10 protein-coding genes are annotated in these 12,710 nt (G+C 69.5%); 6 read left to right on the top strand and 4 right to left on the bottom strand.

The features are described from left to right. Positions 1-121 precede the first annotated feature (121 nt). The 3 genes from groES (at position 122) to ASL10_RS01120 (ending at position 3,080) form a co-directional block, all read left to right on the top strand. Positions 122-418 carry a co-chaperone GroES gene (groES, locus tag ASL10_RS01130; protein ID WP_043595988.1) on the top strand — a complete coding sequence of 99 codons (297 nt, stop codon included), beginning with the start codon at positions 122-124 and terminating at the stop codon, positions 416-418. A 196-nt stretch (positions 419-614) separates the two neighbouring features. After that, positions 615-1,595, top strand: coding sequence for an EamA family transporter RarD (gene rarD / locus ASL10_RS01125; protein ID WP_082460051.1), 981 nt, complete (start codon positions 615-617; stop codon positions 1,593-1,595). Positions 1,596-1,757: 162 nt separating this feature from the next. Next, entirely contained in the window at positions 1,758-3,080 is a 1,323-nt protein-coding gene (locus ASL10_RS01120; protein ID WP_056043452.1) for an ABC transporter substrate-binding protein, read from the top strand. 333 nt (positions 3,081-3,413) lie between these two features. Here the strand turns inward: ASL10_RS01120 and ASL10_RS01115 are convergent, their stop codons facing one another. The 4 genes from ASL10_RS01115 to ASL10_RS01100 all read right to left on the bottom strand — a co-directional run bounded on the left by ASL10_RS01115 (position 3,414) and on the right by ASL10_RS01100 (position 7,727). After that, positions 3,414-4,136, bottom strand: a complete 723-nt coding sequence (locus ASL10_RS01115) for an ABC transporter ATP-binding protein (RefSeq protein ID WP_043595993.1) — start codon at positions 4,134-4,136, stop codon at positions 3,414-3,416. A gap of 80 nt (positions 4,137-4,216) precedes the next feature. Next, positions 4,217-5,332: an ABC transporter ATP-binding protein gene (locus ASL10_RS01110; protein WP_082460139.1), complete on the bottom strand. Its 1,116-nt coding sequence runs from the start codon at positions 5,330-5,332 to the stop codon at positions 4,217-4,219. A 43-nt stretch (positions 5,333-5,375) separates the two neighbouring features. Beyond that, the gene (locus ASL10_RS01105; protein WP_056043448.1) at positions 5,376-6,359 is read right to left on the bottom strand and encodes a branched-chain amino acid ABC transporter permease; all 984 of its coding nucleotides are present in this window, start codon (positions 6,357-6,359) and stop codon (positions 5,376-5,378) included. A gap of 12 nt (positions 6,360-6,371) precedes the next feature. Further along, positions 6,372-7,727 (bottom strand): branched-chain amino acid ABC transporter permease, encoded by a 1,356-nt coding sequence (locus tag ASL10_RS01100; protein WP_056043445.1) that lies wholly within the window; start codon positions 7,725-7,727, stop codon positions 6,372-6,374. A 359-nt stretch (positions 7,728-8,086) separates the two neighbouring features. Between ASL10_RS01100 and guaB the strand changes: the two genes are divergently transcribed. The 3 genes from guaB to ASL10_RS01085 all read left to right on the top strand — a co-directional run bounded on the left by guaB (position 8,087) and on the right by ASL10_RS01085 (position 12,679). After that, a complete protein-coding gene (guaB, locus tag ASL10_RS01095; RefSeq protein WP_056043442.1) occupies positions 8,087-9,589 on the top strand; it encodes an IMP dehydrogenase in 1,503 nt (500 codons plus the stop codon). A gap of 47 nt (positions 9,590-9,636) precedes the next feature. Beyond that, positions 9,637-10,758 (top strand): GuaB3 family IMP dehydrogenase-related protein, encoded by a 1,122-nt coding sequence (locus ASL10_RS01090; RefSeq protein WP_056043439.1) that lies wholly within the window; start codon positions 9,637-9,639, stop codon positions 10,756-10,758. A 61-nt stretch (positions 10,759-10,819) separates the two neighbouring features. Then, on the top strand, positions 10,820-12,679 hold the full coding sequence (locus ASL10_RS01085) for a glycerol-3-phosphate dehydrogenase/oxidase (RefSeq protein ID WP_082460137.1): 1,860 nt from the start codon (positions 10,820-10,822) through the stop codon (positions 12,677-12,679). Positions 12,680-12,710 lie beyond the last annotated feature (31 nt).

Here is a 12,710-nt window from a genome sequence, read left to right as displayed (position 1 = left end):
GCAGACGCGTTGGCACTCGGATTGACCGAGTGCCAGTCTCGTCCTACAGTTGTTCTGGCACTCGCCCCCGGCAAGTGCCAGCCCCCATGTTTTCGTAGCACCGAGAAAGAAGAGGTCACCCGTGTCGGTCAGCATCAAGCCGCTCGAAGATCGCATCGTCATTCGTCAGGTCGAAGCCGAGCAGACCACTGCTTCGGGTCTCGTGATCCCCGACACCGCCAAGGAGAAGCCCCAAGAGGGTGAAGTGGTGGCGGTCGGCCCGGGCCGCATCGACGACAACGGCAACCGCGTGCCGCTCGACGTCGCCACCGGCGACAAGGTCATCTACAGCAAGTACGGCGGAACCGAGGTGAAGTACGGCGGAGAAGACCTCCTCGTCCTCTCGGCTCGCGACGTCCTGGCGGTCATCGTCCGCTAGCACCCCGGCACGGTTCCGGCCGTGCTCCGCGACCCCGGTCGCCGTCCCGAAGGCCCCTGCTCCGGCAGGGGCCTTCGCCGTGTCGGCACCGTGTCGGCCGACGAGGGTCCGTCCCCAGGCGTCGTCGTCCGTCGATCGATCCACGGTGGCAGGAGTGGCCGTTCCTGCGGCGGGCGCAGCCACCTAGAGTCGCCTGGTGACCTCGACCCGCGCCTCCTCGTCCCCCTCCGCCCCGACCTCGGGGCTCGGCGTCGACGGGGCCGGCGGGGCGGGCCTCGCCTACGCCCTGGGGGCCTACGGGCTCTGGGGCGTCCTGCCGGTGTACTTCCTGCTGCTGGCCCCGGCCGGCCCGTTCGAGATCGTCGCCTGGCGGGTGCTCTTCTCGCTCGTCTTCTGCGCGGTGCTGCTCGTCGTGACGGGGGCGCTGCGCTCGTTCCTGGCCCTGCTGCGACAGCCGCGCCTGGTGGCCACCATGGGGGTGGCCGGCGCGTTCATCGTCGTCAACTGGACGGTCTTCATCTCGGCGACGCTCAGCGGGCACGTGGTCGAGGCGGCGCTCGGGTACTTCATCAACCCGATCGTCACCGTCCTGCTCGGCGTGGTCGTGCTGCGCGAGCGTCTCCGCACGACCCAGTGGGTGGCCGTCGGGCTGAGCGCCGTCGCCGTCCTCGTGATCGCCGTCGGGGCGGGCCGGCCGCCGTTCATCTCGCTCGTCCTCGCGTTCTCGTTCGGGCTCTACGGCCTGGTCAAGAAGCAGGTCGGCGGTCGGGTCGACGCGGTCGGCGGGCTCACGCTCGAGACGCTCTGGATCGCCCCCTTCGCGGCCGTCACCCTGATCGTGCTGCACGTGACGGGCCTCGGCGGCGGCGTCGTGCTCGGCACCGTGAGCGTCGGGCACACCCTCGCGACGATCGGCACGGGCGTGATCACGGCCGTGCCCCTGCTGCTCTTCGCCTCGGCGACGCGTCGGTTGCCCCTGACGACCGTGGGGTTGACCCAGTACGTCGCTCCCGTGCTGCAGTTCGTCGTGGGGGTCGTCGTGCTCGGCGAGCACATGTCGACCGCGCGGTGGGTCGGCTTCGCCATCGTCTGGGTAGCGTCGATCGTGCTGACCGTCGACATGGTCCGTGCGGGGCGACGATCACGCCGGCCCCTCGCCGTGGCCCCGACCGCCTAGAAGCGACCATCCCTCGCAAAGTCACGAATGGCTAACGAAACGTCACTTTGACGTCGAGAACACACGCCAGAAACATTCGACCCCTAGTTTCGGACCAATCGCGGCAGGTTCGACCGCCACCGGTCGGGCTGCACTGCCGCTGTCCACGAAAGGGTTCCACGGATGATCCGATCCAGCACCGCCCTCCGAGCACTGGCTCTCGCCGGCGCAGCCTCCGTGCTGCTCGCTGCCTGTTCGACGGCATCTCCCTCTGACGACGCCTCGTCGTCGTCGTCGGCCAAGGCCGATCCCGCCGCCAAGTGCGAGGTCGGGACGCCCAGCACCGATCCCTTCGCGATCGGCACCATGCTGCCGCTGACCGGAACCCTGGCCTACCTCGGCCCGCCCGCCATCGCGGGCGCCAACCTGGCCATCAGCGACATCAACGCCGCCGGCGGCGTGCTCGACCAGCCGGCCGAGATCTCGACCAGCACCGACTCGGGCGACAGCAACGACATGACCGTGTCGAGCAACGCCGCGACGCAGCTGATCGACGCCAAGGTGCCCGTCGTGCTCGGTGCCGAGTCGTCGAGCGTCACGCTCAACGTGGTCGACCAGCTCACCAGCAACTGCATCATCGAGATCTCGCCCGCCAACACGGCGAGCTCGCTCAGCGGCTACTCGTCCTACTACTACCGCACCGCTCCGCCGGACTCGGTGCAGGGCTCGGCGCTCGGCCAGCAGATCACGGCCGACGGCAACGCCAACGTCGCGTTCCTCGTCTTCAACGACACCTACGGCACGGGTCTGCGCGACTCGACGCAGAAGTCGATCGAGAGCTCGGGCGGCACCGTCGTGTACGGCGGCACCGGCAAGGGCGAAGAGTTCCCTCCCGGTCAGACCACCTTCTCGTCCGAGGTGTCGGCGGCCATCGCCGCCGAGCCCGACGCGATCGTCATCCTGGCCTTCGACGAGACCAAGTCGATCGTGCCCGAGCTGAAGAGCCAGGGCTGGGACATGAGCAAGGTCTACATGTCCGACGGCAACACGGCCGACTACAGCGCCGACTTCGAGCCCGGCACCCTCGCGGGCGCCAAGGGCACGATCCCCGGTGCCGACGCGAGCGCCGACTTCAAGTCGAAGCTCGTGGCCGGCTACAAGGCGAGCGAGGGCGGCGACCTGGCCGACTTCTCGTACGCGGCCGAGTCGTACGACGCCGTCATCCTGACCGCTCTCGCGGCACAGGCCGGTGGCGGCACCGACGCCGGGACGATCCAGGCCAACATGGCCGCGGTCTCCGGAGCGGACGGCGGCACCGAGTGCACGACGTACGCGGACTGCAAGACCGCGCTCGACGCCGGTGACGACATCCACTACACCGGCCCCTCGGGCATCGGAGCGTTCAACGACAACAACGACCCGTCGTCCGCCTCGATCGGCGTCTACACGTTCGACGACGACAACAAGCCCGTCTACCAGACCGGCATCGAGGGCAAGGTCGAATAACGGCACCTCGCACCACCCGGGGCCCGGCACGAGTCATCGTGCCGGGCCCTTCGGCGTGCCGAGGAGGTGACGTGTCGGGTCTCGGCCCCGGCCCCGGCCCAGCACCTGTCCGCTCCGCCCCACACCTCGTCACACCGCGTTTCGTGCACCGCACCGCGTCGAGACGGGGTGCGCTGCACGAAACGCGGCGCGCAGCACCCGCGTCCCCGACGCCAGCGCCCGACGCCAGCGCCCGACGCCAGCGCCCGGCGCCCGGCCCCCGGCGCCGGACGCACGCACGAGGCCCCGACCACGCCAGGGCGTGATCGGGGCCTCAAGGCGCCACCGGGGGCGTCAGGACGCGTCGACGTCCTTCGCCAGGGTGCCGAGGTAGAGCTCGATGACCTTGGGGTCGTCGGCCAGCTCGCGGCCGGTGCCCGAGTAGGCGTTGCGGCCCTGGTCGAGGACGTAGCCGCGGTCACAGATCTGCAGGCAGCGGCGGGCGTTCTGTTCGACCATGATCACCGAGACGCCGGCCTTGTTGATGCGGCGGGTGCGGATGAACGTCTCGTCCTGGCGCACGGGCGACAGGCCGGCGGACGGCTCGTCGAGCAGCAGCACCTTCGGGTCCATCATCAGGGCCCTGGCCATGGCGACGGACTGCCGTTCGCCGCCCGAGAGTGAGCCGGCACGCTGGCCGCGACGGTCGGCGAGCACCGGGAACAGGTCGTAGATGACCTCGAGGCGTTCGGCGAACTTCTTGGGCCGCAGGAACATGCCCATCTGCAGGTTCTCCTCGATGGTGAGCGAGGGGAACACGTTGTTGGTCTGCGGGACGAAGCCGACGCCCGCCTCGACCAGCTTGTTGGCCTTGAGGTTCGTGATGTCGGTGCCGCCGAGCGTGACCGATCCCGAGTGGATCTTGACCTGGCCGAAGAGCGCCTTGAGCAGCGTGGACTTGCCGGCGCCGTTCGGGCCGATGATGCCGATCAGTTCGCCCGGGTAGCAGACGAGGTCGCACCCGTTGAGGATGTTGACGCCGGGCAGGTAGCCCGCGACGAGGTCCGTGGCGTTCATCACCGGCTCGACGCCCGCGAACTTCTCGGTGCCCGGGTGCTTGGCCGCGGTGGTGGCGCCCGCGCCGTCCTGTGCCGTGCTCATCGCTTGTCTCCGCTCTGCCGTCCGTCGGACAGCTGGTCGTCGGCCGCGTTCGTGGCCTGCGGGGTCGAGGGGTCGGGGTGGCCGGGCAGGTCGCGTCCGGCGACGCCGCCCGTCGACGAGGAGGCGCTGGTCGCCTCGGCCGCGCGGGCCGCGTCCTCGCGTGCCACCTCTTCTTCGAGCTGTTCGAGCGTGGCGTCGTCGAGCAGCGAGTCGTCGCCCAGGTCGGTGTCGTGGTGCGCACCCAGGTAGGCGTCGATGACGGCTTGGTCGTCCATGACCGTGTCGGCCGGGCCCTCGGCCACGATGCGTCCCTCGGCCATGACGATCACCCAGTCCGAGATGTGGCGGACCATGTGCATGTCGTGCTCGACGAAGAGCACCGTGGTGCCGTCGTCGCGCAGGCTCTGGATGTGCCCCAGCAGCGACTGCGTCAGCGCCGGGTTCACGCCGGCCATCGGCTCGTCGAGCATGATCATGGCCGGGTCGCTCATCAGGGCACGGGCCATCTCGAGCAGCTTGCGCTGGCCGCCCGAGAGGCTGCCGGCGAAGTCGTCCTTCTTCTCGAGCAGCTTGAACCGGGCGAGGAGGTCCTCGGCCTTGGCCTCGATCTCGCGCTCGCGCTTGCGCCAGAGCGGCGCGACGATCGCGACGAAGAAGTTCTCCCCGGGCTGGTCCTTCGCGCCCAGGAGCATGTTCTGCATCACCGTGAGCCGCGAGAGCGCCTTGGTGAGCTGGAACGTGCGCACCATGCCCGAGCGGGCGACCTTGGCGGCGCCGACGTTGCCCATGGCCTTGCCCTCGAACACCCACTTCGCGACGCCCGGGCCGCTGCGCTTGAACGCCGTGGGCGCGGACGAGGCCTTGTCGAAGCCGGTCAGCAGGTTGAAGAAGGTCGTCTTGCCGGCGCCGTTGGGGCCGATCAGCGCCGTGATGGCACCGCGCTGCACCTCGACGTGGCCGACGTCGACGGCGGTCATGCCGCCGAAGCGTCGGACGACGTTGTCGACCGTGAGGATCGGGTCGGGCTTGGCCGCCCCGGGGGTCCGCTCGACCGTGGTGAGCTTCGAACGCAGGACGCTGCGGTCGTAGTCGTAGCCCTCGCGGCGGGGCAGCGTGCTGCCGCTCGAGGCCGGTCCGTTGGTGGTGCTCGAGGTGTCAGACACTGAACGCCAACTCCTTCTTCTTTCCGAGGATGCCCTGTGGCCTGAAGATGATCAGCAGCATGAGGGCGATGCCGACGAGGATGTACGAGAACTGCTCGGCCTGCTGGCCGTTCATGATGCTCGACGGGATGAAGTCGCCGGCGAGGGTGCGCACCAGCAGGCGGGTGACGAAGAACAGGATCGCTCCGAGCACCGGGCCGAAGACGGTGGCGGCACCACCGAGCAGCAGGGCCGTCCAGATGAAGAAGGTCATCGACCGTCCCATGCTGTCGGGCTGCACCGAGCTCGGCAGCACGTAGATGATGCCGGCGAGCGACCCCATCAGCGCACCGAGCACGAGCGCCTGCATCTTGTACGAGTAGACGTTCTTGCCGAGGCTGCGCACGGCGTCCTCGTCCTCACGGATGCCCTTGAGCACGCGGCCCCACGGGCTGCGGCTGAGCAGGAAGACCAGGAGGCTGAGGAGGGCGACGATGCTCCAGCCGGCGATGCGGATCCACCAGCCGTTGACGCCGTTGTTCTCGTAGGTGAACCACAGGATCGTCGTCTGGCCGTCGGGCAGCGGCGAGAGGGCGGTGAAGGCCTCGCGGTACGAGGCCCCGGGGATGCCGTTCGAGCCACCCGTCGTGGTCGTCAGGATGCTCGACCGTCCCACGTACCGGATGATCTCGGCCGAACAGATGGTGACGATGGCCAGGTAGTCGCCCCTCAGCTTCAGCGTCGGCACGCCGAGGATGAGCGCGAAGACCAACGAGCAGAGCAGGGCGATGATGACGGCGAGGCCGAGGGGCAGGCCGTTGCTGATCGAGATGGCGAAACCGTAGGCACCGAGCAGCAGGAACGCCGCCTGGCCCATGTTGATCAGGCCGGTGAAGCCGAAGTGGATGTTCAGGCCGATCGCCGCGATGGCGAAGGCGGCCGTCGTGGGCGCGAGGGCCTCGGCGCTCAGCGCCCGCAGGAGTTCGATGAAGTACATGGTCGTGTCCCCTTAGCCCACTCGTTCTTTTCGCCCGAAGATGCCCTGTGGTCTGAACACGAGGATCAGGATCAGGATCAGCAGCGCCGTTGCGTACTTGAAGTCGCCGGGCAGCCAGATGTTGGTCAGCTCGACGATGATGCCGATGATCAGCGAACCGACCAGGGCCCCGAAGGCCGTGCCGAGGCCGCCGAGGGTGACGGCGGCGAAGATCAGCAGCAGGATCTGCAGGCCGGTCATCCAGTTGACGCCGTTGAGCACGAGGCCGAGCATGACGCCCGAGAGGCCGGCCAGGCCGGCGGCCAGCGTCCAGACCAGGCGGATGATGCGGTCGACGTCGATGCCCGAGGCCGCGGCGAGGGCCGGGTTGTCCGACACGGCGCGGGTGGCGCGGCCGGTGCGGGTCTTCAGCAGGAACAGTCCCGTGCCGACCAGCACGACCACCGAGATCGCCATCGCGACGTACGACTGGACGGTCAGGGTCACGCCGAGGAAGTCGACGGTGGTCGGGTTGTCGCGGTCGATGCGCACGGTGCCGGCGCCGTAGAAGTACTGGAATGCGTACTGCAGGGCGATCGAGAGGCCGATGGTCACGATCATCAGCTGGGTGAGGCTGAGTCGGCGCTTCCGCAGCGGTTTCCAGATCGCGAGGTCCTGCAGGTAGCCCGTCGCCGCACAGATCACCGTGCTGAGCACCGCGGCCAGGATCAGTGGCACCCCGATCGAGGTGAACGAGTAGGCCAGCAGACCGCCGAGGGTCACCTGCTCGCCGTGCGAGAAGCTGCTGAGGCCCGTCGTGCCGTAGATCAGCGACAGGCCGATGGCGGCGAGGGCGAGCAGCAGGCCGAGCCGGATGCCCGAGGCGAACTGCTGCGCGAAGCGGTCCCAGTTGAAGCTCGACGCGGTCGCGGCTCCGCTCGTGGCGCCTTCCTCGGCGGTGAGGGCGAACAGGGCGCTCGCCGTGGCGCCGAGGTTCACGGTCACGGTGCGCTCGGCGTTGTCGGCGTTCACCAGGAACTGGCCGTCGGGCAGGGTGTCCTGGTCGACCGTCACGGTGTAGCTGCCGGCCTCGGTCACCGCGATGCTCCACCGACCGGTGTCGTCGGTGGTCGCGGTCTGCTCGTCGCCGGTCGCGTTCGTCGCGGTCACGTCGACGCCCGAGGCGGGTTCCCGCTCGCTGTCGTTGATCGTTCCCTGGATGCAGCCGGTCGTCGCGTCGGTGGTGCAGGCGGCGGCCGCGGCGTGGGCGGCCGTCGGGGCGAAGGCCCCCATGAAGGTCGCCAGGAGTCCGAGCAGTACGGCGGAGGCCGTCACGATCAGGGACTGCCGCAGCCGTGGCCGCGACGCGATGGTCGTCGAGAGTCTCACAAAACCTCCTGGTGGGAAGCGCCCCGTCGAGATTCGGGCGGTCTCGTTCTGCTCCCGGGGCGTCGTCGTCGCTGACAGTAACTCCGCTGTGTGTCGAGCATGTTTCAGGTGCGCGACGGAGTGGAGTCGGTACAGAATCCCCCATGTCGAGCGAGAATCACGAATCTTCCGTGTGTCGGATCGGTAACGGTGCCGTTCCGTTGCGTCCCGGGGGGCCGCGCGCGCCTCCTCGGCGATGCGGCGGGTGCGCCGCCGAGAGGAATGCAGGAGGCGCGGGCTGGGTTAATATCGACTACCGGGCTCGACGGCGATCCGGTGCCAACCCACCCACCCTCATCTCGCTCCTTCGAAGGGGACTCATGGACCAGCCGGACCCGTTCGGATTCATCGGACTCACCTACGACGACGTCATGCTGCTTCCGGGCCGCACCGACGTCATCCCGAGCGAGACCGACACCTCGTCGCAGCTCACCAAGCGCATCCGGGTCGCGGTGCCGCTGCTCTCGGCCGCGATGGACACCGTGACCGAGTCGCGCATGGCCATCGCCATGGCGCGCCAGGGCGGCATCGGAATCATCCACCGCAACCTCTCGATCGCCGACCAGGCCGCGCACGTCGACAAGGTCAAGCGCAGCGAGTCGGGCATGATCACCAACCCCGTCACGACGACGCCCGACGCCACGGTGGCCGAGGTCGACGCGCTCTGCGGGCAGTTCCGCGTCTCGGGCCTGCCGGTCGTCGAGGGCGACGGCACGCTGGTCGGCATCATCACCAACCGCGACATGCGATTCGTCTCGCCGTTCGAGATGTCGACGACGCTCGTCCGCGACGTCATGACGAAGGCGCCGCTGATCACCGCGCCCGAGGGCGTCGACCCCGACTCGGCGATCGCCATCTTCGCGCAGCACAAGATCGAGAAGCTGCCCCTGGTGGACGAGGCCGGGCACCTGCGCGGCCTCATCACCGTCAAGGACTTCGACAAGAGCGAGAAGTACCCCGACGCCACGAAGGACGACGAGGGCCGCCTGCGGGTCGGCGCCGCGATCGGCTTCTTCGGCGACGCGTGGGAGCGCGCCAGCGCCCTGCGTGACGCGGGGGTCGACGTGCTCGTGGTCGACACCGCCAACGGCGAGAGCTCGGGCGAGCTCGACATGATCCGTCGCATCAAGGCCGACCAGAGCTTCGCGCACATCGACGTCATCGGCGGCAACGTGGCCACGCGCAGCGGCGCCCAGGCGCTGATCGAGGCCGGCGCCGACGCCATCAAGGTCGGCGTGGGCCCGGGCTCCATCTGCACCACCCGCGTCGTCGCGGGCGTCGGCGTGCCCCAGGTCACGGCCGTCTACGAGGCGTCCCTCGCCGCTCGCGAGGCCGGCGTCCCGGTCATCGCCGACGGCGGGCTGCAGTACTCGGGCGACATCGCCAAGGCCCTGGTGGCCGGCGCCGACACGGTCATGCTCGGTTCGCTGCTCGCCGGCTGCGACGAGAGCCCGGGCGACCTGGTCTTCGTCAACGGCAAGCAGTTCAAGAACTACCGCGGCATGGGCTCGCTGGGTGCGATGCAGACGCGCGGCAAGAACACGTCGTACTCGAAGGACCGCTACTTCCAGGCCGACGTGCCGAGCGACGACAAGCTCATCCCCGAGGGCGTCGAGGGTCAGGTGCCCTACCGCGGCGCGCTCAACAACGTCGTCTACCAGCTCAGCGGTGGTCTCCGTCAGTCGATGTTCTACGTCGGGGGCCGCACCGTGGCCGAGCTCAAGGCGAACGGCAAGTTCGTCCGGATCACCGCCGCCGGCCTGAAGGAGAGCCACCCCCACGACCTGCAGATGGTCGTCGAGGCCCCCAACTACCGCCGGTGATGTCGCCGGGCCGGGGGCGCGACCCCCGGCTCCGGTAGGGTGGCACGGTGACTGAGGTAGAGATCGGCGTCTCCAAGCGAGCCCGCCGCGCGTACGCGTTCGACGACATCGCCATCGTTCCGAGTCGGCGTACGCGCGACCCGCGCGACGTCTCGGTCGGGTGGTCGATCGACGCGTTCCAGTTCGAGTCGCCGGTCATCGCCGCGCCCATGGACTCGGTGGTCAGTCCGGCCACGGCCATCCGCATCGGCCAGCTCGGCGGCCTCGGCGTCCTCGACCTCGAGGGCGTCTGGACGCGGTACGACGACCCCGAGCAGGTGCTGGCCGAGATCCGCGAGCTCTCCGACGACGACTCGGTCGCCCGCATGCAAGAGATCTACAGCGAGCCGATCAAGCCCGAGCTCGTCCGCGACCGCCTCGCCGAGATCCGCGCCGCCGGGGTCACCGTCGCCGGCGCCCTCAGCCCGCAGCGCACCCAAGACCTGTACCAGACGGTCGTCGACGCCGGCGTCGACCTCTTCGTCATCCGGGGCACGACGGTCAGCGCCGAGCACGTCGCGAAGAACAGCGAGCCGCTGAACCTCAAGAAGTTCATCTACGAGCTCGACGTCCCCGTCATCGTCGGTGGCGCCTCGACCTACACCGCCGCCCTGCACCTGATGCGCACCGGTGCCGCCGGCGTCCTCGTCGGGTTCGGGGGCGGCGCAGCCAGCACGACCCGCGCCTCCTTGGGCATCCACGCTCCCATGGCGAGCGCCGTGGCCGACGTGGCGGGCGCGCGCCGCGACTACCTCGACGAGTCGGGCGGGCGCTACGTGCACGTCATCGCCGACGGGGGCCTGGGCACCTCGGGCGACCTGGTCAAGGCCATCGCCTGCGGCGCGGACGCCGTCATGCTGGGTGCCGCGCTGGCCCGCGCCGACGACGTGCCCGGCGGCGGCTACCACTGGGGCGCCGAGGCGCACCACCCCGAACTGCCCCGCGGCCGACGCATGCACGTGGGCACGATCGGCTCGCTCGAGAAGATCCTCTACGGTCCCGCCACGACGGTCGACGGCACGTCGAACATCATGGGCGCGCTGCGTCGTTCGATGGCGACCACCGGCTACAGCGACCTGAAGGAGTTCCAGCGCGTCGAGGTGGTTGTGGCCCCCTACCAGCCTCACTAGCGTTTGATGGGGTGGTCCGGTCGAGAGACCGGGCCGACCGAATCCAACGATGGAGGCTCGCATGGCCAAGTCCGCGTCCGTTTCGCTCTCCACGAAGCTCGGCCCCGACGAACGGGCCGCAGCCGTCGAGGCGTTGAAGACGAAAGAACTCGACATCCTCGTGATCGGGGGTGGCATCGTCGGTGCGGGTTCCGCGCTCGACGCCGTGACCCGCGGGTTGAGCGTCGGCATCGTCGAGGCCCGTGACTGGGGCTCCGGCACGTCGAGTCGCTCGTCGAAGCTCGTGCACGGTGGCATCCGCTACCTCGAGCAGCTCAACTTCCGTCTCGTGCGCGAGGCGCTGATCGAGCGTGGCCTGCTGCTGCAGCGCCTGGCACCGCACCTGGTGAAGCCCGTGCGGTTCCTCTACCCGCTCAGCAAGCCGGTCTACGAGCGGTTCTACATCGGTGCCGGCATGGCGCTCTACGACATCTTCAGCTGGACCGGTGGCCGCCCGCCCGGCGTCCCCCACCACCGTCACCTCACCAAGACGCAGGTGCTCCGCGCCATCCCGAGCCTGTCCAAGGACGCGGTCGTCGGCGGCCTCACCTACTACGACGCCCAGGTCGACGACGCCCGGTACGTCTCGTCGCTGGTGCGCACCGCGTCGAGCTACGGCGCCCACGCGGCGAGCCGCATCCGGGTCGAGGGCTTCGTCAAGGTGGGCGAGCGGGTCGTCGGCGTGAAGGCCCACGACTACCAGACCGGCGAGCACTTCGAGATCCGCGCCAAGCAGGTCGTCAACGCGACCGGCGTCTGGACGGACGACACGCAGGCCATGGTCGGCGAGCGGGGACAGTTCAAGGTGCGGGCGTCGAAGGGCGTGCACCTCGTGGTGCCGCGCGACCGCATCCACTCCGACATGGGCATGATCTTCCGCACCGAGAAGAGCGTCCTGTTCGTCATCCCGTGGGGCCGCCACTGGCTCGTGGGCACGACCGACACCGACTGGGATCTCGACAAGGCCCACCCCGCGGCGACGGCAGCCGACATCGACTACATCCTCGAGCACGTCAACAAGGTCATGGCCGTGCCGCTCACCCGGGCCGACGTCGAGGGCGTCTACGCCGGTCTGCGTCCGCTGCTGGCGGGCGAGTCCGACCAGACGTCGAAGCTCTCTCGCGAGCACATCGTCGCCCACACCGTGCCGGGCCTCGTCGTCGTGGCCGGTGGCAAGTGGACGACCTACCGGGTCATGGCCGAGGACGCCATCGACGAGGCCGTCGCGGCCCTCGACGGCCGCATCCCGTCGAGCACCACGATGGAGATCCCGCTGATCGGCGCCGAGGGCTACCACGCGGCGTGGAACAAGCGCGGCAAGATCGCGAAGGCGTTCGGCGTCCACAAGGTGCGCATCGAGCACCTGCTCAACCGGTACGGCACCACGACGGACGAGATCCTCGACCTCATCCGCGACGACCCGTCGCTCGCCGAGCCCCTCCCCGGGGCAGACGACTACATCCGCGCCGAGGTCGTCTACGCCGCGAGCCACGAGAGCGCCCTGCACCTCGAGGACGTCCTCGCCCGCCGCACCCGCATCTCGATCGAGGCGTGGGACCGGGGCGAGTCCGCCGCTCCCGTCGCCGCCAAGCTGATGGCCGGCGTGCTCGGCTGGAGCGACGACGAGGCCGAGGCCGAGGTGGCCAACTACCTCAAGCGGGTCGCCGCCGAGCGGGCGAGCCAGCTCGAGCCCGACGACGAGTCGGCCGACCGCGTCCGCCTCGAGGCGCCCGACATCACCTTCGGCTTCGACGAGGACGACATGGTCGTCGCCGGTGCCGACCAAGGAGGCGCGCCCAAGCCGGGAGAAGAGGTCACCGAGCCCGCGGGCACGCCGGGCGACGACACCTCGGCGGGCAGCCCGGGCGGTCGCCAGGGCTGACGCCCGGTCGCTCGCGCGACCACCTGCAGGA

The sequence above is a fragment of the Frigoribacterium sp. Leaf8 genome (assembly GCF_001421165.1).
In the GTDB taxonomy this organism is placed as follows: Bacteria; Actinomycetota; Actinomycetes; order Actinomycetales; family Microbacteriaceae; genus Frigoribacterium.
Note: the sequence above shows the minus strand (reverse complement) of the source record. Positions and strands in the feature narration are given on the sequence as shown.

Excerpts from the sequence above, each read along its gene's own strand:
- ASL10_RS01120 (WP_056043452.1), top strand. The coding sequence starts at position 1,758 with ATGATCCGATCCAGCACCGCCCTCCGAGCACTGGCTCTCGCCGGCGCA.
- ASL10_RS01115 (WP_043595993.1), bottom strand. The coding sequence starts at position 4,136 with ATGAACGCCACGGACCTCGTCGCGGGCTACCTGCCCGGCGTCAACATC.
- ASL10_RS01105 (WP_056043448.1), bottom strand. The coding sequence starts at position 6,359 with ATGTACTTCATCGAACTCCTGCGGGCGCTGAGCGCCGAGGCCCTCGCG.
- guaB (WP_056043442.1), top strand. The coding sequence starts at position 8,087 with ATGGACCAGCCGGACCCGTTCGGATTCATCGGACTCACCTACGACGAC.
- ASL10_RS01085 (WP_082460137.1), top strand. The coding sequence starts at position 10,820 with ATGGCCAAGTCCGCGTCCGTTTCGCTCTCCACGAAGCTCGGCCCCGAC.